The 25,243-nt window shown below is 69.4% G+C and carries 23 protein-coding genes; 12 read left to right on the plus strand and 11 right to left on the minus strand.

Annotation, left to right across the window (positions count from 1 at the left end):
• Positions 1-4: 4 nt before the first annotated feature.
• From kynB to kynA, 3 genes are read left to right on the plus strand one after another with little or no spacing between them, the layout of a single operon-like run.
• Positions 5-637, plus strand: a complete 633-nt coding sequence (gene kynB, locus ABTW65_RS22395; RefSeq protein WP_350664188.1) for an arylformamidase — start codon at positions 5-7, stop codon at positions 635-637.
• Entirely contained in the window at positions 634-1,890 is a 1,257-nt protein-coding gene (kynU, locus tag ABTW65_RS22400; RefSeq protein ID WP_350664191.1) for a kynureninase, read from the plus strand. The genes kynB and kynU overlap by 4 nt, the downstream gene beginning before the upstream one ends.
• Positions 1,887-2,687, plus strand: a complete 801-nt coding sequence (kynA, locus tag ABTW65_RS22405) for a tryptophan 2,3-dioxygenase (RefSeq protein WP_350664193.1) — start codon at positions 1,887-1,889, stop codon at positions 2,685-2,687. The genes kynU and kynA overlap by 4 nt, the downstream gene beginning before the upstream one ends.
• 111 nt (positions 2,688-2,798) lie before the next feature.
• Here the strand turns inward: kynA and ABTW65_RS22410 are convergent, their stop codons facing one another.
• The 3 genes from ABTW65_RS22410 to ABTW65_RS22420 form a co-directional block, all read right to left on the minus strand.
• Positions 2,799-3,719, minus strand: coding sequence for a methylenetetrahydrofolate reductase (locus ABTW65_RS22410; RefSeq protein ID WP_350664195.1), 921 nt, complete (start codon positions 3,717-3,719; stop codon positions 2,799-2,801).
• A 71-nt stretch (positions 3,720-3,790) separates the two neighbouring features.
• Positions 3,791-4,699 (minus strand): HpcH/HpaI aldolase/citrate lyase family protein, encoded by a 909-nt coding sequence (locus ABTW65_RS22415; RefSeq protein WP_350664197.1) that lies wholly within the window; start codon positions 4,697-4,699, stop codon positions 3,791-3,793.
• 149 nt (positions 4,700-4,848) lie between these two features.
• A complete protein-coding gene (locus ABTW65_RS22420; protein WP_350664199.1) occupies positions 4,849-5,481 on the minus strand; it encodes an ArsR/SmtB family transcription factor in 633 nt (210 codons plus the stop codon).
• A 67-nt stretch (positions 5,482-5,548) separates the two neighbouring features.
• On the opposite strand from ABTW65_RS22420, the gene ABTW65_RS22425 reads away from it, so the two are divergent.
• Both ABTW65_RS22425 and ABTW65_RS22430 read left to right on the plus strand, forming a co-directional pair.
• Positions 5,549-6,850: an MFS transporter gene (locus ABTW65_RS22425; protein ID WP_350664201.1), complete on the plus strand. Its 1,302-nt coding sequence runs from the start codon at positions 5,549-5,551 to the stop codon at positions 6,848-6,850.
• A gap of 57 nt (positions 6,851-6,907) precedes the next feature.
• Positions 6,908-8,983 carry an MSCRAMM family protein gene (locus tag ABTW65_RS22430; protein ID WP_350664203.1) on the plus strand — a complete coding sequence of 692 codons (2,076 nt, stop codon included), beginning with the start codon at positions 6,908-6,910 and terminating at the stop codon, positions 8,981-8,983.
• Here the strand turns inward: ABTW65_RS22430 and ABTW65_RS22435 are convergent.
• A complete protein-coding gene (locus tag ABTW65_RS22435; protein ID WP_350664205.1) occupies positions 8,943-12,893 on the minus strand; it encodes an NAD-glutamate dehydrogenase in 3,951 nt (1,316 codons plus the stop codon). The two genes, ABTW65_RS22430 and ABTW65_RS22435, sit on opposite strands and share 41 nt — an antisense overlap.
• A 184-nt stretch (positions 12,894-13,077) precedes the next feature.
• Between ABTW65_RS22435 and ABTW65_RS22440 the strand changes: the two genes are divergently transcribed.
• The 3 genes from ABTW65_RS22440 to ABTW65_RS22450 all read left to right on the plus strand — a co-directional run bounded on the left by ABTW65_RS22440 (position 13,078) and on the right by ABTW65_RS22450 (position 15,791).
• The gene (locus tag ABTW65_RS22440; protein ID WP_350664208.1) at positions 13,078-13,551 is read left to right on the plus strand and encodes a DUF2505 domain-containing protein; all 474 of its coding nucleotides are present in this window, start codon (positions 13,078-13,080) and stop codon (positions 13,549-13,551) included.
• Between the two features lie 51 nt (positions 13,552-13,602).
• Positions 13,603-14,079, plus strand: coding sequence for a DUF2505 domain-containing protein (locus ABTW65_RS22445; RefSeq protein WP_160024749.1), 477 nt, complete (start codon positions 13,603-13,605; stop codon positions 14,077-14,079).
• Between the two features lie 122 nt (positions 14,080-14,201).
• Entirely contained in the window at positions 14,202-15,791 is a 1,590-nt protein-coding gene (locus ABTW65_RS22450; protein WP_350664210.1) for a lysyl oxidase family protein, read from the plus strand.
• A 28-nt stretch (positions 15,792-15,819) separates the two neighbouring features.
• On the opposite strand, the gene ABTW65_RS22455 is transcribed toward ABTW65_RS22450, so the two are convergent.
• Entirely contained in the window at positions 15,820-16,164 is a 345-nt protein-coding gene (locus tag ABTW65_RS22455; RefSeq protein WP_350664213.1) for a DUF6912 family protein, read from the minus strand.
• A 25-nt stretch (positions 16,165-16,189) separates the two neighbouring features.
• Positions 16,190-17,644 (minus strand): wax ester/triacylglycerol synthase family O-acyltransferase, encoded by a 1,455-nt coding sequence (locus ABTW65_RS22460; protein WP_350664215.1) that lies wholly within the window; start codon positions 17,642-17,644, stop codon positions 16,190-16,192.
• A gap of 162 nt (positions 17,645-17,806) precedes the next feature.
• Here ABTW65_RS22460 and ABTW65_RS22465 point away from each other — a divergent pair, with 162 nt between their 5' ends.
• The 3 genes from ABTW65_RS22465 (at position 17,807) to ABTW65_RS22475 (ending at position 19,890) form a co-directional block, all read left to right on the plus strand.
• Complete coding sequence (locus ABTW65_RS22465) at positions 17,807-18,181, plus strand: hypothetical protein (protein WP_350664217.1); 375 nt, start codon at positions 17,807-17,809, stop codon at positions 18,179-18,181.
• Positions 18,178-19,506: a hypothetical protein gene (locus ABTW65_RS22470; protein ID WP_350664219.1), complete on the plus strand. Its 1,329-nt coding sequence runs from the start codon at positions 18,178-18,180 to the stop codon at positions 19,504-19,506. The genes ABTW65_RS22465 and ABTW65_RS22470 overlap by 4 nt, the downstream gene beginning before the upstream one ends.
• A gap of 123 nt (positions 19,507-19,629) precedes the next feature.
• Positions 19,630-19,890, plus strand: coding sequence for a helix-turn-helix domain-containing protein (locus tag ABTW65_RS22475; RefSeq protein WP_350664221.1), 261 nt, complete (start codon positions 19,630-19,632; stop codon positions 19,888-19,890).
• A 101-nt stretch (positions 19,891-19,991) separates the two neighbouring features.
• Here ABTW65_RS22475 and ABTW65_RS22480 read toward each other — a convergent pair whose 3' ends face one another.
• The 3 genes from ABTW65_RS22480 to sigE all read right to left on the minus strand — a co-directional run bounded on the left by ABTW65_RS22480 (position 19,992) and on the right by sigE (position 22,529).
• The gene (locus ABTW65_RS22480) at positions 19,992-21,395 is read right to left on the minus strand and encodes a S1C family serine protease (protein ID WP_350664223.1); all 1,404 of its coding nucleotides are present in this window, start codon (positions 21,393-21,395) and stop codon (positions 19,992-19,994) included.
• Between the two features lie 70 nt (positions 21,396-21,465).
• Positions 21,466-21,936, minus strand: coding sequence for an anti-sigma factor (locus ABTW65_RS22485; protein WP_350664226.1), 471 nt, complete (start codon positions 21,934-21,936; stop codon positions 21,466-21,468).
• Positions 21,933-22,529 (minus strand): RNA polymerase sigma factor SigE, encoded by a 597-nt coding sequence (gene sigE, locus ABTW65_RS22490; RefSeq protein ID WP_406031469.1) that lies wholly within the window; start codon positions 22,527-22,529, stop codon positions 21,933-21,935. The genes ABTW65_RS22485 and sigE overlap by 4 nt, the downstream gene beginning before the upstream one ends.
• A gap of 178 nt (positions 22,530-22,707) precedes the next feature.
• On the opposite strand from sigE, the gene ABTW65_RS22495 reads away from it, so the two are divergent.
• A complete protein-coding gene (locus tag ABTW65_RS22495; RefSeq protein WP_350664230.1) occupies positions 22,708-23,343 on the plus strand; it encodes an O-methyltransferase in 636 nt (211 codons plus the stop codon).
• Positions 23,344-23,433: 90 nt separating this feature from the next.
• On the opposite strand, the gene ABTW65_RS22500 is transcribed toward ABTW65_RS22495, so the two are convergent.
• Positions 23,434-24,957 (minus strand): leucyl aminopeptidase, encoded by a 1,524-nt coding sequence (locus ABTW65_RS22500; RefSeq protein WP_350664232.1) that lies wholly within the window; start codon positions 24,955-24,957, stop codon positions 23,434-23,436.
• Complete coding sequence (locus tag ABTW65_RS22505) at positions 24,958-25,131, minus strand: DUF3117 domain-containing protein (RefSeq protein WP_008358749.1); 174 nt, start codon at positions 25,129-25,131, stop codon at positions 24,958-24,960.
• Positions 25,132-25,243 lie beyond the last annotated feature (112 nt).

The following is a 25,243-nucleotide window of genomic DNA, read 5'->3' on the forward strand; positions in this document are numbered from 1 at the left end:
CGCCATGGCGCAGCTCTGGGACATCTCCCCACCGGTCCACGCATCCTCGCCGGTCTTCCCCGGCGACCATGCCACGGAGGTCGGCTGGACGTTCCGGATCGGCCCCGGCTGCCCGGTCAACGTCGCCGAGCTGACCCTGTCGGCCCACGTCGGCGCGCACGCGGACGCTCCTCTGCACTTCACCGACGGCGGCACGCCCGCCGGTGAGATGCCGCTGGAGCCGTTCCTCGGTCCGTGCCGCGTGGTCGACGTCTCGGGGGTGCGCCCGCTGGTCACCGTCGACGACATCGACGTCACGGACCTGCCGCCGCGCGTGCTGTTCCGGACGTACGCCACCCAGCCGGCGACGTGGGACGAGGACTTCTGCGCGCTCGACCCCGCGCTGATCGACCTGCTGGCCGCCCACGGGGTGCGGCTGGTCGGCACCGACGCGGCCAGCCTGGACCCGTCCTCCTCCAAGGATCTTCCGGCCCATTTCGCCACCCATCGTCATGACGTACGCATTCTGGAGAACCTGCTGCTCGACGAGGTGCCCGCGGGCGACTACGAGCTGATCGCGCTCCCCCTCAAGCTCACCACCGCCGACGCCGCGCCCGTGCGGGCCGTGCTCAGGCCGATCAAGGAGATCAACGAATGAACCGCGACGACGCGGTCGCTCTCGACCAGGCCGACCCGCTGGCCCCGCTGCGGGACCTCTTCGACCTGCCCGGGGGGACGATCTACCTCGACGGCAACTCGCTCGGGGCGCTCCCCCGCGCCACCGCCGGCCGGGTGGCCGAGGTGGTCACGCAGGAGTGGGGACAGGGACTGATCGAGTCCTGGAACACCGCCTCCTGGATCACCCTCCCCCAGCGCGTCGGCGACAAGGTCGCCCGTCTCGTCGGCGCAGGTCAGGGCGAGGTCGTGGTCGCCGACTCGACCTCTCTCAACGTCTACAAGGTGCTCGCCTCGGCGCTCTCGATCGCCTCGGCCGACTCACCCGATCGCCGGGTCGTGGTCAGCGAGCGCAGCAACTTCCCAACCGACCTCTACATCGCCTCCTCGCTGTGCCGCGAGCGTGGCTATGAGCTGGTGCTGGTCGACTCCCCCGGCGAGATCGAGGGGCTGCTCGACCGGACAGCGGTGCTGATGCTGACCGAGGTCAACTACCGCACCGGCTACCTGCACTCGATGGCCTCGGTGACCGCGCTCGCGCACGAGCACGGGGTCCTCGCCGTCTGGGACCTGTGCCACTCGGCCGGCGCGGTGCCGGTCGACCTGCGGGGCGCGGACGCCGACTTCGCGATCGGCTGCGGCTACAAGTTCCTCAACGGCGGCCCCGGCTCGCCGGCGTTCTTGTGGGTCAACCCCCGCCACGTCGACCGCTTCGAGCAGCCGCTGTCTGGCTGGATGGGTCACGCGGCGCCGTTCGAGATGTCGCCGGGCTACCGGCCCGCGGAGGGCGTCTCGCGCTACCTGTCCGGCACCCCCGCCGTCATCGGCATCTCCGCGCTGGAGTGCGGGGTCGACACGCTGCTCGCGGCCGAGGCGTACGGCGGTCTCGAGGCGGTCCGGGAGAAGTCGCTTGCGCTGACCCGGCTCTTCGCCCACCTCGTCGCGTCCCGGCTTCCCGGGTTCACGATCGAGTCCCCGCTGGACGACGACCAGCGCGGCAGCCAGCTGTCGCTGAGCGTCAGCGACGACGGGGCGTACGCGATCGTGCAGGCACTCATCGAGCGCGGCGTGATCGGCGACTTCCGCGCAGGGTCCCCGGACATCCTGCGTTTCGGCGTCACCCCGCTCTACACCCGCTACGTCGACGTGTGGGACGCCGTCGACCACCTGGTCTCGGTGATGGACAACGACGAATGGCGCGACGAGCGCTTCTGGACCCGAGGAGCAGTCACATGAGCAGCACGCAGGACCTTCCGATGGACTACTCCGACTACCTCCATCTGCCGGAGGTGCTCGGCGCTCAGAACCCACTCTCGGGCGACCACAACGAGATGCTCTTCATCGTGCAGCACCAGGCGATGGAGCTGTGGATGAAGCTCGCGCTGCACGAGCTGACCGAGGCGCAGCGGCTCCTCGCCGAGGATGCGGTGCGCCCGGCGTTCAAGGGGCTGGCCCGGGTCTCTCGGATCATGGAGCAGCTCGTGCACGCCTGGGACGTCCTCTCGACGCTGACCCCGACCGAGTACGACAAGTTCCGCCCCTACCTGGCCACCGGCTCGGGCTTCCAGTCGTGGCAGTACCGCTGCATCGAGTTCGCGCTCGGCAACAAGGCCGCCTACACGCTCCGCGTGCACGAGGGCCGGCCGCACGAGCAGGATGTGCTCGCCGCGTACGGACGGCCGTCTCTCTACGACGAGTCGCTGCGACTGCTGGCCCGGCGGGGCTTCGACATCCCGGCTGACCACCTCGACCGGGACTGGAAGCAGGAGTACGCCGCCTCCGACGCCGTCGAGGCCGCCTGGCGCGAGGTCTACCAGGACCCGGAGAAGCACTGGGACCTCTACGAGCTCGGCGAGGAGCTCACCGACCTCGAGACCGCCTTCCGGGTCTGGCGGTTCCGGCACGTGACCACCGTCGAGCGGATCATCGGCTTCAAGGTCGGCACCGGCGGGACCAGCGGCGTCTCCTACCTGCGCAAGCAGCTCGACATCATCCTGTTCCCCGAGCTGTGGGCGATGCGCACGGGGCTCTGAGCGAGGGTGGATGCTCACCGAGGTAACTCGGTGAGCGCGCACCTACTTCGTGGAACTCCACGAGGGAAGTGACTGTTGACCGAGGTAACTCGGTCAACATCCCGGCCCGCCTCAGCGCGCGAGCTTGCCGCGGAGCCGTTCGGCGAGACGTACGGAAGCCTCGATCTCGACCTTGCGGATCGAGACGGACTCGATGTTGATGCCGAAGGGCACGCCGAGCTGACGGCAGAAGGACATCAGCTCGATCGCCGTCGCCTCGGCCTGCTCGAGCGAGGCGTCGAGGGTGTCGGTGGCGTGGCGAAGTTCGTTCTCGATCCAACGCGGTACGTCGACGCCGAGCCAGCGGAGGAACTCGAGGGTCTTCATCGAGCCGCAGACGGAGAAGGTGAACACGATCGGCACCGGCTGGAGGCCGCGGGTCTCGCACTCGTAGCGGTAGTCGGAGACGAGGTTCTTGGCGGCGTTGACGTCGTAGACGACCTGGGTGACGAAGTAGGAGCAGCCCGCCTCCTGCTTGGCGATCAGCCGAAGGTGCTCGTCGCCCTTGGCCGTGTGTCGCTCGGGGATCGCGACGGCTCCGAGGAGCAGGTCGGGGTTGGTCTCGTTCCGGATCTGCTGGGCGCGGCGCAGGCTGGTGGCGACCCGCTTCTCACCCGAGGAGGCGCCGACGAAGACCGACAGCGCCTTGGCCGGGTCCTGGGTCTTGACCCAGTCGCGCAGGGTCGGCTCGTCGTACTTCCCGGTGGCCCGGTAGACGACGGCCGGCACATCGAGACCGGCGAGGTTGCGCTCGAGGAACTCGGCGGGGTCGAGGGTGCGTACGAACGGGAACGGCCGCTCCTCGGGGTTGCGGTCGGACTCGTCGTCGATGTCGTAGAGGATCAGCCCGTCGACATCGAGTGGCCGGATCCGCTCGAGCGTGACCTCCGCGATCTGCTGCACCCTCTCGGGTGCCGTCGTCACCCTCGGCGGGGTGACGGCGAACAGAAGAATCTCACCGGCCCGGTCATTGATGCGCTGCTGCAGATCCACGACGTCAACGCTAGCCGAGCCGTGCCGACCCGGCGCGTCTGTCCCACCCCAGAGCGCCGAGTCGGCGTCGATCAATAGACGCTCGGCCCCGAGGCGGGCGCGTCGTAGGCCTCGGTGTCGGGCTTGATCTTGAAGAGCTCGGCGCGGCGCTTGATCGTCTCGGCGCGAGCCAGGCGCGGCTTGTCGCTGCCGTCGCGGATCACGCGGCCGCCCTCCTCGAACTTCTGGAGGAACTCGTGGGCCCAGGTCACGTCGGAGGGGGACGGGCTGAACGACTCGTTGATCACCGAGGGCTGCTCGATGTCGAGGCAGAGCTTGCCGGTCATACCCATCGCGACGCCGTCGGCCGACTGCTCACGCAGCAGCGGGTGGCTGCTGCCCACCGTCGGGCCGTCGATCGGGCCGGGCAGGTCGCCGATCCGCGAGGCCAGGACGAGCTTGGTCCGCGGGTAGGCCATCGCGAGCGGGTCGTTCTCCGCACCCGTGTCGCGGCGGTAGTCGCCGGAGCCGAAGGCGAGCCGGTAGGCGCCGCGGGCGCGCGCGATCGTCGCGGCGTCCTCGATCCCCAGCGCCGACTCGAGCAGCGGGATCACCGGGGTCTTGCCACCCAGCCGCTGGAACGTGTCGGTCACCTGGTCCGGCGACTCGGTCTTCGCGAGCATCACACCGGCGAGCGTCTCGATCCCGGCCAGCGCCGCGATGTCCTCGCTCCAGTCCTCGGTGGTCCAGTCGTTGATGCGTACCCAGGCACGGCCGCCACCCTTGAGCCAGCTGGTCACGTTCTCGCGCGCCTGCGACTTGAGCGAGGTGTCGATCGCGTCCTCCATGTCGAGGATGATCTGGTCGGCTCGGCTCAGCTGGGCGTCGTCGAAAATCTCCGTACGCATCGCGGAGACCAGGAGCCAGGACCGGGCGTTGTGGCCCTCGACTCGGTTGGCTTCGCGGACCTCGCGCTTCTCGGCGATCTGGCTCGTGCTCATCGTTCGTCTATCTCCCTACTGGCGTCCTGGGTGGGCGCGACTTCGGACGGTAAACCAACTTCTCGGTGACTCGCGAGTAGGAAGGTGCGTGAAGTGGCTGGTGAGACGTGACTCACGTCAGCGGCCGCACCGAACGAGTCGAACCTGGCTCACTCAGTCTCGGCGTCAGCCCGACCGAACCCGCTCACCCGGAACTCGTCCTTCACGGGGTCGAGCTCACCTGCAAGGTCCGGCATCGGCTGGACGATCTGGTAGACCGAGTAGAGCTCCCGCTCCTCGCCGGATGGCTGGCGACCGGTGTCGCGGTAGCGCGCGACGACCTGGTTCAGCTCTTGCTGCAGCCGGACGGCCTCGTCGCTGGTCAGCCGCAGGGAAGACTCCGACACGTACCGCTTGGCGGGATCTTCCTCGGTCTCCGGAGGGACCTTGAAGGCCTCGTCGACCAGATGGTGGCCCCAGGCGACGGAGCTGCGCTGAAACACCGTGTACGCCGCCTCGCCTCCGGGCTGCTGGACCATGTCTCTGGGGCTGATGGTGATGTCGTCGTCGGTGAGCCGCCAGACACGGTCGCGCTTGTCGCGGCCGGCGTCGGGGTCGACCTCCACCAGGCCGTACTTCGCCAGCTGCCGGAGGTGGAAGCTGGCCTGGTTGGCCGGGATGCCGGTGCGCTTCGCGACATCCGCGGCACGGAGTGATCCCGCTGCCGACAGCTCGTGCAGCACCCGGTTGCGAGTCGGGTGGGCGATCGCACGCAGGATCCGCGGGTCGTCGTACGTAGCCATGGCCGCAGTCTACAGAATTCCGCAATACATATTGCGCAACATATCTTGCGCACCTTATGGTGCGGGTATGCCCTCCTATCGCGAGCTCGCCCGCAACCACGACTTCACCGCCCTCTGGATCGGCGCCACCGTCGCCGAGCTCGGGACCCGGGTGAGCCTCTTCGCGATGCCCCTGGTCGCGTACGCAATGACCGGATCCGCCTTCTGGGCAGCGGCCGCGGAGGCGATCCACCTCATCGGGATGGTGGGGATGCTGCTGCCCGCCGGAGTGATCGCCGACCGGCGCCACCGGCTGCGGATCATGCGGTTCGCCCACGGCTCGGGCACCGTCCTGTACGCCTCGCTGGCCGTCGCCGGGATCCTCGGCTCGCTCACCCTCCCCCACCTGCTCCTCGTCGCCCTCCTCACCGGAGCGCTCAACGGGCTCTTCCTCCCCGCCGAGAACTCGGCGATCAGGTCGGTCGTCGCGGCAGACGACCTCCCGACGGCCCTCTCCCAGCAGCAGGCCCGCCAGCACATCGCCGGACTGCTCGGCGGGCCGCTCGGCGGCGTGCTGCTCGGCTTCACCCGGTGGGCTCCGTTCGCCGGAAACGCAATCGCGTACGCCGCCGGCTGGCTGCTCCTCGGACGCGTCCGGGCCGACCTCTCGGCACCGTCGGTCCTCGACCGCGCGCCTCGCGAGAAGGCATCGGCCGACCTGGTCGCCGGGCTGCGCTACAGCTGGCAGCAGCCGTTCCTTCGGACGCTGCTCTTCTTCGGACCTGCCGCCAACCTCGCCGTCAACGCCCTCTTCTTCCTGGCTCTGCTGCGTCTGATCGAAGCCGGGTTCCCGGCCTGGCAGATCGGGCTGGCCGAGGCCGCGATCGGAGCCTGCGGGATCCTCGGCGCACTGGTCGCTCCCTGGCTCATCGACAGGATCCCGACGGGCCGCCTCACCGCCCTGGTCGCGTGGAGCTTCGTGCCGCTCTCGATCCCGCTCGCGTTCTGGACGCACCCCGCCGTGATGGCCCTGGCCGTCTCCGTCGGGCTCTTCCTCAACCCGGCGGGCAACGCCGGCGTCGCGGCGTACCGGATGGCGATCACCCCACCTGAGCTGGTCGGGCGCGTGCAGTCGGCGGCTCAGTTCGTCTCGATGCTCTCGATCCCGCTCGCGCCCGCGCTGGCGGGTGCGCTGCTCGCCGTCACCGACGGCACCACCGCCGTCCTCGCGGTCACGGGCCTGGTCGCTCTCGCCGCTCTCATCCCCACGCTCGCCCGCTCGGTGCGGTCGATCCCGCGCCCTGCGGACTGGCAGCGGCTGGGCTCGAACGACGACAACCTCGGCCATACACGCGCTTCAGAGCGTAAAAATCCGGTTTCGCAGGGCTAATCTTCTCAACGTCCCCCAAGGCAACGTTTGCTCCTCGGAAGCAAAGGATCCCCTCCCATGTTCAACCGGGCCTGTCTGGCGTTGGCACTTCTGGCCGGAGTGTTCGTCACCGTGCTGTCTCCGGGACCGGCTCATGCCGTGACCGACTCGTGGGCCGAGTGGGCGCCCATCTCGGGGACGTCCAACGACTACTCCACGACGATGACCCAGCGGTCGACGGGCTTCCCCGTGGCCCAGATGGCCAGCGACTCCCGGGCCAACGTCGCCCTTCCCAGCGGTGCGAGCACGTTCCTCGACGCCAGCACGCCTCCGGGAGCGAAGTACGGCTCCAGCCGCGGGTCGGCCTATATCAACCTGCGCCCGAAGGCCGACACCCCGACCGGCGCCTCGACCACGACGTACGCCTTCGAGAACCCCACGCCCGACACCGGCTGGGCGTTCGTGCTCGGTGACGTCGACTCCGACCAGGTCCAGGTCCAGGCGACCGACGAGAACGGCGAGGCGGTCCCGGCCGCGGAGATCTCCTCGTGGTTCCAGGGGCCGTTCAACTACGCCGGAGGCACCGACCAGCCGACCTGGAACCCAGCCACCTCGACGCTGACCGGCAACCCGACCGCCACCGACACCAACGGCGCCAGCGGCTGGTACGAGCCCGACATCCGGCTCACCAGCCTGACCTTCGTCTTCACCCGCCGGGCCGGGTTCCCGGTCTACCAGACCTGGTTCGTGAGCCGGGCGCGGCCGATCGGCGGCATGGTGTCCGACGTGTCCACCTCCGGGTCGTGCCCGGTCGAGAGCTCGGTGCTCACCCTCGTCTCGCCCTTTGGGGAGACGCTGGCCACCACGAGCCCTGCCGCCGACGGCACGTACTCCTTCGGCGAGTTCGCCACCCAGGACGGCTACACCGTCCGGCTGAGCCAGCCTGACGGGTGTGCGACGGTCGGGCAGACCGAGGCGACCGTCAGCAACCGCGGCGAGGACGGCGACCCGGCTTCACGGGCCGACTTCGAGGTGCGGCAGGTGATCCCGCAGGCCATCAGCGGGACCGTACGCGACGACGCCGGTGCTCCGGTCCCGGGCGCGACCGTGACGCTCAACCGGCCCGACGGGTCCACCGCGACCACGACCACCGGCACCGACGGCAGCTATCTCTTCGACGACAACGCGGTCGGCACGGGCTACTCGGTGACCCTGACGGTGCCCGACGGCTACTCCGCGGGCCCCGACGGGACGACCCGCTCCGACATCACCATCGACGACATCCCGGTCACCGACCAGGACTTCGTGGTCAACCAGCTGGCCAGCGTCTCGGGCACCGTGACCGGCGGCGGCAGCGGGCTCGGCGGCGTCCAGGTGCGCCTGGTCCCCGCCGGTGGCGGGGAGCCGATCACCACCGTGACCGACGGTGATGGCAACTACACCCTCGACGGGGTGCCGCCCGGCGACTACACCGCCGAGATCGACGCTCCCGAGGGCTACACGGGCGCCACCACGCGACCTGTCACCGTGGCGACGAGCGACGTGACCGGGGTCGACTTCGACCTCACCCGCCCCGGCACGATCGCCGGGCGGGTCACCGACGCCTCCACCGGAGACCCGGTCGCCGGCGTGACCATCACCGTCGACGGACCCGACGGTCCGGTCACGGCCACCACCGACGACGCGGGCGCCTACCTCGTCGACGACCTCCCGCCGGGCGACTACACCATCACCGTCACTGCACCCGATGGGATGCGCGTCGTGGGTGAGGCCTCGCGTACGGTCACGATCACCTCGGCCGGCGAGATCCGGGGCGGACAGGACTTCCGGGTCGACGAGGTCCCCTCGCCGAGCCCGACGCCGGACCCGACTCCTACGCCAGACCCCACCCCGACGCCGGAGCCGACGCCGACCCCGGACCCGACTCCGGATCCGACACCTACGCCGGACCCGACCGACGTACCGATCCCCGGCGGAAATGAGAATCCGCCGACGGCCCCTAACCCGGGACCGCCGACGGAAACCTCACCTCAGAGCTCGCTGCCCGATACCGGCGGCCCGTCGTGGGTGTTCGCCGCGCTCGGCATCTCGCTCCTGCTCGCCGGCACAGTGCTCACCGTGACGGCGCGTCGAGCCTCCCGAACGCGAGGTTGACCTCCTCGTTGACCGCCGAGGTCGCCCAGATCTCCCACCGCAGCGGGTGATCCAGGATGGCCTCCGGGAACCGCTCGCGGATCGCGGTCGGGAAGTAGGCCACCAGGCGCTTCGTCATCTCCGGGTCCGCGGCCGGGTCGGGTACGCCCTCGGCGACCAGCTCGCGCCGGCGCTCGATCTTGGTCCAGGCGAGCACGACGGCCAACTCGGGGGCGGTCAGGCCCTCCCCCGCCTCCAGACGGTGCGCGACCTCGGTCGCGGAGGGCAGGCCCTCCACCTCGCGGTCGAGCAGACCGGCCGTGACCCACTCCGCGATCTGGCGCTCGTGAGCCTCCAGGAGCTGCGGAGCCGAGGCCACCGCGCGGGTCAGGGTCACGTTGTGGGCCTCGTTGTGAGCCAGCACCAACGCGGCGACCTCGTCGGTCATCTCCTCGAGGAGCTCGTCGCGCTCGGCGAGTGTGAGCGAGCCGGCGCGTACCTCTCGCTCCAGCAGGATCTTGAGGTTCACCTCGTGGTCGGAGGTGCCGACACCGGCGGAGTTGTCGATCGCGTCGGTGTTGATCAGCCCACCCTTGCGGGCGAACTCGACACGGGCGGCCTGGGTGATGCCCAGGTTGCCGCCCTCGCCGATGACCCGCACCCGTAGATCGGCGGCATCCACCCGGACGCCGTCGTTGGAGTGGTCCCCGGCATCGTCATGGCTCTCGTCGGACGCCTTGACGTACGTCCCGATCCCGCCGTTCCACAGCAGGTCGACCGGCGCGCGCAGGATCGCGCTGATCAGCTCCTGTGGGGTGAGCCGCTTGACGTCGGTCGCCAGACCGAGCGCCTGCCGTACCTCGGGGCTGATCGGCACCCACTTCAGCTGCCGCGACCACACGCCGCCGCCCGCCGAGATCAGTGAGGTGTCGTAGGACTCCCAGGTGGACCGGGGCATCTCGAAGAGCCGCTTCCGCTCCTGGAAACCCGTCGTCGCGTCGGGCGTGGGGTCGATGAAGATGTGCCGGTGGTCGAAGGCGGCCACGAGCCGGATGCGGTCCGAGCGCAGCATGCCGTTGCCGAAGACGTCACCGGACATGTCCCCGACGCCGACCGCGGTGATCTCGTCGGTCTGCGGGTCGATGCCGAGCCGCTTGAAGTGGTGCTGCACCGAGACCCAGGCGCCACGCGAGGTGATGCCCATGGCCTTGTGGTCATAGCCCGCCGAACCGCCGGAAGCGAACGCGTCGCCGAGCCAGAAGTCGTACTCCGCCGCGACCGAGTTGGCCAGGTCGGAGAACGTCGCGGTGCCCTTGTCGGCGGCGACGACCAGGTAGGAGTCGTCGGAGTCGTGGCGCACCACGTCGGGCGGCGGCACGATCGCACCGTCCACCCGGTTGTCGGTGACGTCGAGCAGACCACGCAGGAACGTGACGTACGCGTCCGGACCGGCCACGCCCTTGGGGACGAAGCCACCCTTCGCGCCACCCGGCACGATCACGGTGTTCTTGACCTGCTGCGCCTTCGCCAGCCCGAGCACCTCGGTGCGGAAGTCGTCGCGCCGGTCGCTCCACCGCAGCCCACCACGGGCCACGGCGTCGAAGCGCAGGTGCACGCCCTCGACGTCGGGCGAGTAGACGAAGATCTCGTACGCCGGCCGCGGCAGCGGCAGGTCGGGCAGCTGCTGCGGGTCGAACTTGAGCGCGAGGTAGTTGCGCCCGCGGTAGTAGTTCGTCCGCGTCGTGGCCAGGATCGTGGTGACGTAGCTGCGCAGGATCCGGTCCTGGTCCAGGCTCGCCACGTCGTCGAGAGCCTCGATGATCGCCTCGGCCCGCTTCGTCTCGTCACGCGTGGTGAGCGAGGGGTCGAAACGGGTCTCGAACAGCTCCACGATCTGCCGAGCGATGCCCGGGTTGGTGCACAGCGCGCCCGCGATCGTCTGGAACGAGTTGGGCGTGCCGGCCTGACGCAGGTAGCGACCGTAGGCACGCAGCAACGTCACCTGTCCGTGGTCGAGACCAGCCAGGACGAGCGCATTCAGCCCGTCGACCTCGCTGCGGCCGGACCAGGCCTGGTGCAGCGCTGCGACCAGCTGTGTGGGCGTGCCGACCGGGGTCCCGGAGTAGGCGAGACCGAAGTCGTAGATGAACCACTCCTCCGACCCGGACGGGCCGACGCCCTCGAGGTCGTAGGGTCGCTCGTCGGTGACCTCGAAGCCGAACGAGGACAGGATCGGGAGCATCAGGGACAGCGAGAGCGGGCCACCGGTGCGGTAGATCTTGATCCGGAACCCGCCGGCGCTCTCGGGGTCCTTGTAGAAGGAGAAGTCGACCGCCTCACCCTGGTGCGAGAGCATCTCGAGCCGGGTCAGGTCGGCGGCGCCGGTGTCGGCGTCGAAGTCCTCCTTGTAGGCCTCCGGGAACGCGTCGAGCACGTGCGAGAGCCGGGCCGCGCCGTCCTCGCCCGCATGGGCGATGACCGCGCTGACCAGGTCGTCGCGCCAGCTCCGCGCGGCCTTGCGCAGCCGCGACTCGAGGCTGTCGACCAGCCCCGGGGTGTCCAGGGCCTTCCCCAGCGACTCGGTGGTGCCGTGGACCACGAAGTGCACCCGGGCGGTGGTCGACTCGCTGATGCGTACGGTGAACTCCAGGTCGGTGCCGCCGAGGGCATCGAGGAGCACCTTCGAGAACCGCTCGCGGACCGTCGTGTTGTAGCGGTCACGCGGCAGCGAGACGAGCACCGAGACATAGCGACCGTACGTGTCGGGCCGGACGGCCACCCGCAGGATGCGACGCTCGATCGCTCCCAGCGCGGCCTCGGCGAGGTCCATCAGCTCCTCGGTGGAGGCGTGGAAGAGCTCTTCGCGCGGGTAGGTCTCCATCGCGTCGAGCATCGCCTTGCCGGTGTGGCTGCGGGCGTCGTAGCCGGTGTGGTCGAGGACCGCGGCGACCTTGCCGCGTACGACCGGGATCCGGGTCACCGACTGGCGAGCCGCCTTCGTGGTGAACAGGCCGAGGAAGCGGTGCTCCCCCGTCACCTCACCGGCGCCGTTGAAGATCTTGATGCCGACGTGGTCGAGGTAGGCGGGCTCCCCGACTGTCGAGCGTGAGTTGGCCTTGGCCAGGACGAGCATGACCTTGTCGCGGGCGTGGGCGGCGACCTTGGGCGGCATCTTGCCGTGGTCGGGAGCCTGCGGCGGGTCGGCGCGCAGGATGCCCAAGCCGGTGCCGGAGCGACCGCGCAGGTAGTCGCCGTCGAGGCGGTACTCGCGGTAGCCGGTCAGCAGGAAGTGGTCCTCGGCCAGCCATGCCAGCAGCTCGGCGGCCTCGGAGGCCTCCTCGCGCGGCACGCTGTTGGGCGGGGTGTAGCGCAGGCCGGCCGCGATCTCCGCCAGGCGGCGGTGCAGCCTCGGCTCGTCCTCGACGACCTCGCGTACGTCCTCGAGCACTCCTTCGAGCCCGGAGACGATCTCCTTGGCGGCGTCGGGGGCGAGACGGTCGATCTCGATGTGCATCCAGGACTCGCTGATGTCGCCTTCGTTCACCCCCTCGAGCGCACCGGTCACGTCACGGGCGACGTCGATGACGGGGTGGACGACGAGATGTACGTCGAGGCCACGACGGTAGAGCTCGGTCTTGACCGAGTCCACGAGGTAGGGCATGTCGTCGACGACGATCTCGACGACGCTGCGGCCTCCGGCGGACCAACCGTCTGCGGCGGTGGTCGGGGTGAGGATGCGCACGGCGGCGGTGCCCTGCGGGCGATTCGCTGCCAGCGCCAGATGGGATCCCACCGCGCCGGCGAGATCAGCCTCGCTGCGGCCGGTGAGCTCCTCGGGAGCCACGTGGCGGAAGTAGGTGGTGCTCGGCAGGCGGTTCTGCAGGACGTTCTGCTGAGCTTGGACAGGTTTGATATGCGTCTCCGTTGACACACCTGTCACGGTATCCCGGGAGGGCTCTGAGTAGGCGGCTGGATCCGAAGGAATCGCCGATGTGAGTCATAGGCTCACGACCTGCCGCAGGCCTGGGGGTAAAGAGCATACTCCGGGAATGTGTCGGTTCTCTCGGCGGCTCCGCTGATGACTCTGGCCGCACTAGGCGTCATGATGTGTGGTTATGAGCAAAAAGCTGTCGGTCGATCTGGCCTACGACGCCCCGATCGCAGCCGTCTCCGGGATGCTCGCCGACGCGGCGTTCCGCGAGCAGGTCTGCGATGCCCAGCACGCGCTGTCCAGGAGCGTGGCGATCACCGGTTCGACGGTGAGCATCCGCTACGAGCAGAAGGTGAGCGGCGTGCCCGGGTTCGCCAAGAAGTTCGTGGGCGACTCCATCGAGGTGCACCAGGACGAGATCTGGTCGGCCGACTTCACCTCCGGCGACCTCAAGGTCACCCTGCCGGGCAAGCCGGGCTCGCTCTCCGGCATCGCGCGGCTGGCCGAGAACGGCACGAAGACCATCGAGACGGTCACCCTGACCGCTACGGTGAATGTGCCCCTGGTCAGCGGAAAGCTGGAGGATCTCATCCTCTCGATCTTCAAGAAGGCGCTCGAGAAGGAGCATGAGGTAGGCACCCGCTGGCTCGCCGCCTGAGCCTCCTCATCCCCCATCCCAACCCGCAGAAGAGCCCCAAAGGATTCGGCAATGACGACGACCCTTCAACACGAGCTCGTCTACGACGCCCGCATGGGCGAGGTCTCCGCGATGCTGGCTGATCCGGGCTTCCGCGAGCGGGTCGCCGACGCCCAGGGAGCGCTCCGTCGCCGGGTGACCATCGGCGGTGCGCCGCGGGAGGTCCGGATCGACCGGGTGCAGTCGACCGTCGGCGTACCCTCCTTCGCGAAGCGCATCGTCTCCGGCGACCTCACCGTCCATCAGAACGAGGTCTGGTCCTCCGACACCGTCGCCGTCGTCGACATCACCGTCCCCGGTGGCCTGGCCACCTTGCGCGGCAACATCTCGCTGTCCGAGTCCGACGGACGCACCACCGAGAGCGTGCGGCTGAACATCAAGGTGCCCGTGCCGCTGGTCGGGGCCAAGCTCGAGGAGTACGTCGAGGAGCTGATGCTCAAGGCCTTCGACCTCGAGCAGGCGGTCGGCGCGGCGTACCTTTCTCGCTGATCTCCCCGATCTGGTGCAACCAGACCAGGAAACCAACCGTCCCCATATGCGGCGGGCACTAGATTGCCGGCCACTCGGCGCCTCGGATCGGGAGGATCCAAGGCCGTTATAAGGGGATCTCGATGGTCAAACCTCGCACTCGCGTCCGGCAGCTGGTCTCGGCCGGCATCGGGCTGGTCGCAGCCGGACTCGTCGTCACTACGACGGTGACCGCGAACTACGGTGCCGCGAGCGGCACCACCGGCAAGGGAACGTTGAAGCTCGTCGCCGCCGCCGACACCGTCGAGGTGGCGTCGTACGACGGGGTGGCGTACGTGGAGCCGTCGGTCTGGCTGGCCGCCTATGACGCGGCCTTCGAGTTCCGTGCCAGCCACAAGGCCTACGACGAGCCGGTCAAGCTGACCAAGACCATCATCCGGGGCAAGAAGCGCACGACCACGACCGCGCCAGCCTCGATCGTCGACGGGATGAAGGGCTTCAAGGACGGCCTTCGGGTCACGCTCAAGAACAAGGCCGGCAAGGTGATCCTCGACGAGATCCGACCGCTGTGCCCCGGCGGCTACGACCGGCAGCGGGTGCAGACCGACGGCGCCACCGGACCGGTCTACCCGGAGTTCTGCGGCGGCAACTGGTTCACCAAGGGCGTGCTGTACGGGATCGAGCGGGGCATGGCGGTCCCGACCGTCTCCGACCTCGAGTTCGAGACCAAGGGCGAGACCGCGCTCACCATGACGATGAGCGTCAGCAAGCCCGTCGCCGACTTCCTCGGTCTGCCGAAGGCCAGCCGCAGCGCCAAGCAGAACCTGGTCATCGTCGACGGGTGCCCCGAGGGCGGCTGCGAAGGCGACGGCGGGGGCGAGGGCGAGATGAGCACTCACTCGGCCCATGGCGCCGATGATGACCAGGGCGCTCGCACCGTGGTGCCGCGAGAGTCGCTGGAAGGCGCCGAGGACGGTCGCGGACGACTCCCGCTGGGCGGCGGCGCAGGAGGTACGTCGCACGGCAAGCCCAAGAAGAGCAGCCTGCCCGACCTCGTCTCCGTGCCTGCCTGGCAGATCTCGACCGCGGTCGACGAGGAGGGCACCGATCGCCTCAACTTCGCCGCCAACGAGTGGAACGCCGGACCGGCTCCGATGATCGTCGAGGGCTTCCGTCGCGGCACCTCTCCGGTGATGGACGCCTACCAGATGTTCTACCGCGACGGTAAGCAGGTCGGGATGAAGCGCACCGGCACCATGGAGTTCCACGAGGCACCGGAGCACAACCACTGGCACTTCCTCGACTTCGCGAAGTACGAGCTGGTCGACGCCAAGGACAAGGTCGTCTCGACCAGCGGCAAGCAGTCGTGGTGCCTCGTGCCCACCGACCCGGTGGACCTGACCGTGCCCGGAGCGACGCTGCGACCGGGGCAGACCGGCCTGGAGTCGGCATGCGGCTCCAAGTCCGCGCTCTGGCTGCGGGAGAGCCTGCCCTCCGGCTGGGGCGACACCTACGACCAGTCGCAGACCCAGGCCTTCGACCTCTCCAAGGTCAAGAACGGCACCTACCGGATCAAGGTCACCGTCAACCCGGACGGCAACCTCTACGAGACCACCCGGTCCAACAACGTCAGTCACCGCACCGTGATCATCGGCGGCAAGGCCGGCGCCCGCACCGTCACCGTCCCGCCCTACCAGGGCGTCGACACCGAGACCTGGTGGAACGAGAGGTGAGCCCGGCCTGAGCCGGCGCCGGCGTCGATCACCCGATGAGCTGCGGGATCTCCTGGGTCGCGAACCAGCCCAGGTCCTCGTCGGGGTCGGCGTCGGCAGGCCGGTCGGCCAGGTCGGCGTGGACGGCGGCGACGAGCTTGAGCGGGACCACCTGGTCCCCCAGCGCGGCCGGAGCGTCGACGACGACGACGACCCTGCGTCCGGGGCCGGCCAGGAGTGCCGCCGAGTCGTCGGCGGCGCTCATCAGGGCGGCGTACTCGGCCTCTTCGCTGTCGTCGGCGGCCGCGTAGCCGTCGGCGGTGCCGGGCAGCTCGCCCTTGGCGTACCAGTCAGCGAGGAGCTCGAGCGTGGCGGGTACGTAGATGCGGGTCACGGGTCGGATTCTGCCTCACTCGCCGTCACTCGCCGGAGTTCTTGACCACGCGCAGGCCCCGGGGCGCGCGGAAGCGGCGTCCGGAGGCGGTGTCGAGCAGCTCGTCGAGGGCCTCGCTGATGCACTGTCCGACCAGCGACGCGTCGGGCACCAGGTCGCGGTCGGCGGTGATCGCGAAGAAGACCTGGCCGTCGTAGGAGGTCACCCCGATCGCGAGGGTGTGTCCCTCGGCCAGCGGGTGGATGGGATAGGAGGCCACCAGCCGGGAGCCGGCCGCATAGCGCGGCTCCTGCGGGCCGGGCACGTTGCACACCGAGAGCAGGTAGTCGTGCTCGCTCTCGGCGGCCACCCGGGAGCCGACCACGTGGAAGGTCGCCGGGGCGAAGCCGCTGATCCCGGCCAGCCGCTGCGCACTGACCGTGCGGGCGTTGGCGTTGTGCTGCTCGAACGAGTAGGACACCTGGTGAAGACGGACCACAGGCGACGGCTCGGCGACCGGGAGCACCACGAAGTGGGGTGCCACCGCGGAGCCGAGCTGGGTCGGGTCGAGCTCCTCGTCGATCACCGAGACCGGCACCAGCGCCGGCACCTGGCGTACGCCGGCCAGGGACTGCTGCCGGGTCATCAGCCAGTCGCGCAGGCCGCCGGTGACGGCGGCGAGGATGACGTCGTTGACGGTGCCGCCGTGGGTGTCCCGGATGCGGCGGAAGTCGGCGAGATCGGCCTGCAGCGTGACCACGAGCCGCTGCTGGGATAGGGGCCCGTTGAGCGGCGTCGGCCGCTCCGGAGCCCGGCGGGTGAGCGCCCGGGCGATGCCGGTGCCGGCGTTCTGGACGTCCTTGGCGACACCGGTGACCCGCCCCAGCGCGTACCCGCCCAGACTGCGCGCGGTGTCCGTCAAGGCGCTGACCGAGGTGACCGCCTCGAAGACCGCGCCCGCGACCAGGCGCGCGCTCGACTGCGGCTCCGGCGGCTCCCACAGGTCGGGTACGACCGGCCCGACTTCGGGCTTGTCGTCGAGCAGCAGCTGGACCAGGTCGACGGTCTCGGCGCCGTCCACCAGCGCCTGGTGGGTCTTGGTGATCAGCGCGACCCGGTCGCCGGCCAGCCCCTCGATGACGTACAGCTCCCACAGCGGCCGGGAGCGGTCGAGGGGCCGAGAGACGATCCGTCCGGCGAGGTCGAGCAGCTGATCCATCGAGCCCGGACGGGGCAGCGCGGAGCGGCGTACGTGGTAGGTGAGGTCGAAACGGTCGTCGTCCGCCCAGACGGGATAGGCGATGCGACCGGGCACCACACGGACCCGTTGCCGGTAGCGGGGCACGAAGGAGAGCCGGTCCTCGACGTGCTCGAGGAAGGCGCCGTAGTCGAAGCCCTCGGCCTTCGGCTCGATCAGTTCGATACTCGCCACCTGGTGCGGAACGGACAGCGTCTCCCCGTCCAGAAAGGCCACGTCCCGTGCCTTCAGCCGATCACTCACGCCGCCACCTCCGTAGCGCAGGCGCCATGGTACGGACGCGGCGGCGTGTTGGCCCCACGATTCGCTCGCTGACGCTCGCTCATGCCCTCTCAGCCCCCTCTTTGGTTCATGTGCGATTGTGGCAGACGCCAGCTTGAACTTAGTCCACGAAACGGGGAAGCAATGCGCCTCACGGCCCGGATCATCGCGGTCGTGGCAGCAATCTGCGGGATCGCGTGCATCGCGACAGCCTGCGGAAACGACGTCGCCACCGAGCCCAGCAACGACAGCGACCCGGTGGTCGTCGAGATCAACTTCTCCGGTAACTCGGTCGACCCGCACGGGACCCAGATCGACGTCCCCGTCGGCCACGGAGTCGAGCTCGACGTGACCGCCGACGCCGCCGGCGAGATCCACGTGCACTCCGACCCGGAGCAGTCCGCCGCCTACGGCGTGGGCACCACACGGATCAGCCTGGGCGCGTTCAAGATCCCTGGTCAGTACGAGGTGGAGTCACACACCCTCGGCAAGACCATCGTCACCCTCGAGGTCAAGTGATCCTCACCCACGGCGTGGGCGGTCGTCAGGACCTCCCACTGCCGCTCGAATACGTCATCGCGGGCGCAGTCCTCGCCCTCCTCGTCTCCTTCGGGCTGCTGGTGCTGACCACCAAGCGCGCCGCCGAGGGCCAGGTGGTCGGCGTACGCAACCCACGCGGCTGGCCGGTCCCCCGTCTCGGGCGTGTCGTCGACTCCCCCGCCTGGATCGCCCTGTGGCGCGTCGTCGGCCTGCTGATCTTCGCCTACTTCGTGCTGGTCGCCTTCGCCGGCTCCGACAACGCCAACAACCCCATCTTCGGGATGACGTACGTCTGGCTGTGGGTCGGCCTCGTCCCGTTCTCCCTGCTCTTCGGACGGGTCTTCCGGGCGATCAGCCCGGCCCGCACGATCGTGGCCGGACTGACGTGGCTGCGCGGCACCGGCGATCCGCCGCTGCGACTGCCCGAGCGTCTCGGCTACTGGCCGGCGGCGTTCACGCTGCTCGCCTTCGCCTGGCTCGAGCTGGTCTACCCGGAGAACAACTACCTCGGACCCGTACGCCTCTGGCTGGCCGTCTACCTGGCTGTGATGATCCTCGGCGGCGTGCTCTTCGGCGAGGAGTTCCTGGAGCGCTGCGACCCGTTCGAGGTCTACTCGTCGCTGACCGCGCGGCTGTCGGTGTGGGGACGTACGCCGGCCGGCAACCTGGTCCTGCGGACACCGCTCGGCAACCTGGACACCCTGCGCCCGACTCCGGGCCTGGTCGCGGTCGTCTCGGTGCTCTTCGGCACCATCGTCTACGACTCCTACCGGGAGTCGCCACCGTGGCTCCAGTTCGTGCAGAACCCGGAGATGTCGGGTGCCACCGCCTACCTGATCAGCAACATCGCGCTGATCGCGTTCCCGCTGCTCGTGGCCGGGTTCTACTGCCTCGGGACGATGCTGACCGGCGTCGGTGACGTACCGCGCCGGGCGCTGCCCGCCGAGCTGGCACCCTCGCTCGTGCCGATCATCGTCGGCTACGTCGTGGCCCACTACCTCAGCTACTTCTGGGAGAGCGGGCTGGCAACGCTGCGCAACGCCTCGGATCCGTTCGGAAACGGAAGCGACTGGTTCGGCACCGCAGACCTGCCGGTCTCCTACTTCTTCGCCTTCCACGCCACCCTGCTGGCCGTCATCAAGGTGGCCGCGGTGATCACCGGACACGTGCTGGGGGTCTGGTCGGCCCACATCCGGGCGCTCCAGGTGCTTCCGCGGCAGCACCTCGTGACCGGGCAGATCCCGCTTCTGCTCACGATGGTCGGCTTCACTGTCGGTGGGTTGTACCTGCTGTTCGCCGCATAGCGCATCGCTGCTTCACGGTTCACCCACCACGCATCCACAAAGCAGCGCAACAGTACCTAATGCGGACTAACAGGTTGGCGCGATGGTTTACGGCCGCTTGCAGAGTCTGGGAGACTGATCCTTATGTCTGGTACCCCCCGCTTCCTGACTCTTGCCGACGTCGCCGAGGTGCTCAACACCTCGAGCGCACAGGTCTATGCCCTTGTCCGCCGTGGTGAGCTTCCCGCCATCAAGATCGGCGGGCGCGGCCAGTGGCGCGTTGAGGCCAGCGTCCTCGAGAAGTTCATCGATGACATGTACTCGCAGACCAAGGCCTTTGTGGCCGACCACCCGTTCGTCGAGGCCGAGCCTGCTGCGCCCGCCGCCACGCCGGACGCTTCTTGAGTCAAAGCAACCTCAACCCCCACAACTAAACCTTCCCCACAACAACGCGAAGAGCTGCCAGGCACCGTGGTGCCGAGCAGCTCTTCGCGTTCTTTTCCTGGTCAGGCGAGGTTCTCGGTCTGCGCCTCGAGTTTGATCTTGAGCTCGTGGCGGGCGCCGTTGCGCATCACCGTGAACTCGACCGTCTCCCCCGGCTGGTGAGCACGGATGGCGACGATCATGCCGATCCCGTCGGTGACGGTGACGTCTCCGACCTTGGTGACCCGGTCGCCGTCCTTGAGCCCACCGGCGGCGGCCGGCGAGCCGGCCTCGACCACCGAGATCAGCGCTCCGTTGTGGTCGACGGCCTGCACGTCGACGGAGGCTCCCACGATCGGGTAGGTCGCCTTGCCGGTCTTCAGGATCTGCGCGGCGGTCACCTTGACCTGGTCGATCGGAATCGCGAAGCCGACGCCGATGCTGCCGCCCTCGCCGCCCTCTCCGCCACCTGCGGTGGCGATGGCCGAGTTGACGCCGATGACCTGGCCGACGAGGTTGACCAGCGGACCACCGGAGTTGCCGGGGTTGATCGCCGCGTCGGTCTGGACGGCGTTGATGTAGGAGGTGTCGTCTTCGGTCTGCCCGGTGCTCACCGGGCGCTGGAGCGCACTGACGATGCCCGAGGTCACCGTGGAGCTGAGGCCCAGCGGCGACCCGATGGCGACGACGCCCTCACCGATCCTCAGCCGTGAGGTGCTGCCGAGCGAGGCCGGCTCGAGCTCCTTGACCTCCGGCACGTTGAGCACCGCGAGGTCGTAGACGGCGCTGCGCCCGATCACGTCGGCCTTGTAGCGGCGGCCCTTGTGGTCGACCACCTCGATGCTGCCCTTGGCCTTGGCCGCGTCGGCGACCACGTGGTTGTTGGTCACCACGTGGCCGTTGCGGTCGAAGACGAAACCGGAGCCGGTCGCGGCATCCTCCACGCCCTGGTACTCGGCGAAGATCTGGACCGTCGAGGGCAGCAGCGTCGCGGCCACCTTCACGATGCTGGCGTCGTCGCCCTCCAGGGGCGCGTCGGTCTCGATCGAGCCCGGGTCGAGGCCCCCGCCGGCCAGGCTGGACATGTCGTCCTGATCCTCGAGTACGCCGCCGGCATAGCCACCCAGCACGCCGAGCAGGAAGGCGACAGCAGCCGCGAGCGCCCAGATCGGGCCGGGGATGCGGCGACGCGGCGACGAGTCGGTCCGGGTGGGTGATGACGGTGGTGGTGACGCAGGCGGGGCATCGAACCCGGGCAGGGACCCGCCCGGCGGGGGTGGTGGCACCAAGGGCGGCAGCGGAGCGGTGTCGGCGGCCGGAACCGGCGCGACGGCGGGTCTCGGCATGCCCGGCAACGGCACCTCGGCCGTGTCCCGCTCGTCATCGACAAGGTCGTCAGGGGACGACTGCCCGGCCGGAGGCACGTCGGACGGTGGCGCCCAACGGGAGATCGGCCGCGACTGGTCGTCTTGTGGTTCCTGCGTCACGACACCCATTCTTCCCACTCGCCCCAACTATCGGCAGCCCGGGTCTCGTGTCGCGTCACCGGGCGGTCGGTCAGCGGCGTACGTGGGCGACGACGGGAGCGCCCGGGGCGCCCGGCACCTGGGTGACCGCGGTGACCGGGAGGTTCCTGGGGACCGGCGCGTCGGCGGGCGCGGCGGCGAAGGTGAACATGCCGAAGACGGCGGCACTGACGGCACCGCCACCGGCGGCGACCATCACCAACGTACGCCGCATCGACCGGGGGTCGGAGTAGGTCTCATCGAGGTCGTCGGCGGGCCACATCGAGGCGCCGGCCAGGGCACCGCCGCGAAGCGAGCCCTTCAGGTCGGCCGGTGCGGTGACTCCGGGGTCGACGCTGAGGCCGGCCAGGCGTCGCTTGAGCCAGCCCTCACGCTCCACGGCGCGGCGGCAGGCGCAGCACTCGTGCACGTGCGCCCAGGCGCGCTCCTCGTCTGCTGCGGGGAGCTGTCCGTCGAGAAGGGCGCTGATGCGCGCGCCGAGGTGGTTGCCCAGAAGACTCATGAAGCCCCGCCCCACAACACCTTGGGCCCGGAGTGACGCAGTCGTCCGCCGCGCGGGGCGCGGTGGGCGAGGTTGTCACGAAGCATCGCCCGGCCGCGGTGGATACGCGAGCGGACGGTGCCGAGCTTGGCACCGAGGATCTCGGAGATCTCCTCGTAGGAGAGCCCCTCCACGTCACAGAGCACGACCGCGGCCCGGAAGTCGGGCGGCAGCGTAGCCAGCGCGCGCTCGATGTCGTCGTCGAAGCGCTGGTCGGTGTAGGCCACGTCCGGCGTCGGGCCGCTGCTCGTCAAGCGCGAGGCGCGCTCGTCGGAGAGGGCATCGAAGCGGATCCGCTGCTTACGACGGGCCTGGTCGAGGAAGAGGTTGGTGGTGATCCGGTGCAGCCAGCCCTCGAAGGTGCCGGGGCTGTAGGTGTCGAGAGAGCGGAATACGCGCACGAAGACCTCTTGGGTGAGGTCCTCCGCGTCGTGGCGGTTGCCGGTGAGACGGTAAGCGAGCCGGTAGACCCGGTCGGAGTGCTTCTCCACGATCTCGTCCCACGTCGGAACACCCGGCTCTACGGTCGGGGCCTGCGTGGGTTCGGCGGTCATGGTGCTCCTGTCGTCTGTCTCGCTGATCGCTGACATCTCCTACGGTAGATCCCCTGGGACCGGAAGGGCTGAGAGTTGCCTGTGAGGCTCCTATTTTTCCTCTTCCTGTGCTCTTCCAACGCACAAGTTGGATCAGGCGTTCCCGCACCGTTACGGGAAACAGGTTAGGTTTTGCGGTGTGACCAGCCCTGTCTCGACCGCAAGTTGGACCTACGCCGACGAGTTCGTCGGTGAGGACGACCTCCTCGCAGCCGCCCGATCCCGGGCCGAGGAGGTCGGTGTCGCGCCGATCGGGCCTGGCGGCGGCGCGGCGCTGCGCTTCCTCGCCTCGGTCCTCGACGCCAAGAACGTCGTCGAGGTCGGCACCGGCACGGGTGTCTCCGGGCTGTGGCTACTGCGCGGCATGCGCCCCGAGGGGGTTCTGACCACCGTCGACATCGAGACCGAGCACCAGCGGCTGGCCCGCCAGAGCTTCACCGAGGCCGGTTTCGGGCAGCGGCAGGCGCGGTGCATCGCCGGCGCCGCCCTCGACGTACTCCCCCGGCTCACCGACAACCACTACGACCTGGTGTTCGTCGACGGCGACAAGACCGAATACTCGGCCTACCTCAAGGAAGCGCTGCGTCTGCTCCGTCCCGGCGGCGTCGTCGCCTTCGACAACGCGCTGTGGCATGACCGGGTGGCCGACCCGTCCGTACGCGACGAGGAGACCGCCACCATCCGCGAGCTCAACCAGCAGGTCGCCGACAACGACGGCCTGATCCCGCTGCTGCTCCCGGTGGGCGACGGCCTGTTGCTCGCCCGAAAGTCCTAGCCCAAGCGTCACTCCCGTCGGCCGAGGCGGCACTCGAGTGCCATCTCGACCGACGTACGTGACCTCTCGGCCGGCGGGGGTGACGTCTCGTCAGGAACCGACGCCGGACAGCGGGTCGGCGCTCGCCAGCCAGCTGAGGAGGACCCGGGCACCGAAACCGGTGGGACCGGGAGTGAGCTCGTGGACATCGGCGTACGCGTCGCCGCAGGCGACGTCGATGTGGGCCCACGGGATGCCACCGGTGAAGTGGTGCAGGAAGAGCGCGGCGGTGATGGCGCCGGGCCCCCCGGGGGCGTTGTCGGCATCGGCGACCTTCGAGGAGAGCTTGTCCTCGTAGTCGGCGACCAACGGCATCCGCCACAGCGTCTCACCGGAGACATCAGACGCCTCGGCCAGCAGCGTGGCCAGGGCGTCGTCGTCGGCGAAGTAGCCGGCCATCGTCTGACCGAGCGCCACTCGCATCGCGCCGGTCAGGGTGGCGATGTCGACCAGGGCGGCCGGTTTGAGCTTGTCCACGGCGTACGCCATCGCATCGGCCAGCACGAGGCGGCCCTCCGCGTCGGTGTTGGTGACCTCGGAGGTGCGGCCGCCGTAGTGGGTGATCACGTCGCCGGGGCGCAGCGCCGAGCCGGAGATGGCGTTCTCCGCAGAGGCGATGAGGCCGACCACCTTGACCGGGCAGCCGATCTCGGCCAGCGCCGACATCACCGCGAGCACCACCGCGCCGCCGGTCATGTCGCGCTTCATGTTGACCATGCCGTCACCGGGCTTGATGTTGAGCCCGCCGGTGTCGAAGGTGATGCCCTTGCCGACCAGTACCACCGTCGGCGTCTTCCGTCCCGCCTTGCGGGGCGTGTAGTCGAGCCGGATCAGCCGGGGCGGGGTCGCCGACCCCTGGCCGACCGCGACGATGCCCCCGAAGCCCTCCGCCGCGAGCTGCTCCTCGTCCCAGACGGTGACCTTCAGGCCGGTCTCGGCCCCCAGAGTGTTGGCCTGCTCCGCGAGCCAGGCCGGGTTCTTCAAGTTGCTCGGGACCGAGGAGAAGAACCGCGCGCGCCAGCTGGCGCGCGCGATCGCCTGGGCCCGGTCCAACGCTGCCGCCTGGTCATCGCCCAGGTCGGCCAGAGTGATCGTCTCCACCGGTTTCCACGGCGCGCCCTCGGAGCGCCAGTGGAAGAGGAAGGACCCCAGGGTCGCGCCGGCCACGAACGGCTCCAGCCCGACCTCCGGGTCGGCTACCGGAATGGTCGTGACCACATCGGCCCGATCCCGCACTGCGCGAGCCAGCGCGGCCCCCGCCCGCCGGAAGTCGTCGCGACGTTGCGCGCCGACACCGATCAGAAGGATCTGTCGCAGAGTGCCAGAGCCGGTGACGGCGTACGTCGTCACCTCACCGGCACTGCCGGTGGCACCTTCGAACTCGAGGTGACCCAAGAGGTCGTGGTGGTCGCCGAGGTCGGCGGCACCAGGACCGATGACCAGCGCGTCTTCACCCGGGATGACCGGCAGCGCGATGATCTCGGCATCGAGGCTCTCCGGACCGAGCGGGTTGAGCGAGAAGGTGGGCGGCCCAACCTGCGACGGCAGAGCCGGTGACGGCAGCGTTGTGGTCATCTACGCGTTCAGCCCAAGACCTTTGATCTCTTCGCCGAGCGCGGCGGCCTCTTCGGCGTTCAGTTCGACGACCAACCGGCCACCACCCTCGAGCGGGACGCGCATCACGATGCCCCGACCTTCCTTGGTGACCTCCAGCGGACCGTCTCCCGTCCGCGGCTTCATCGCCGCCATGCGGCACCTTCTTCCGTGTCTCGCGTGTCGGCGCTCACCTGCCGGATGGCCTCGGAGCGCGCATTGCACGTCCATTATCCCTCATCAGGTCAGCAGACCTTACGGCAAGGTG

It is taken from the genome of Nocardioides sp. NPDC127503 (assembly GCF_040302165.1).
Lineage (GTDB): Bacteria > Actinomycetota > Actinomycetes > Propionibacteriales > Nocardioidaceae > Nocardioides.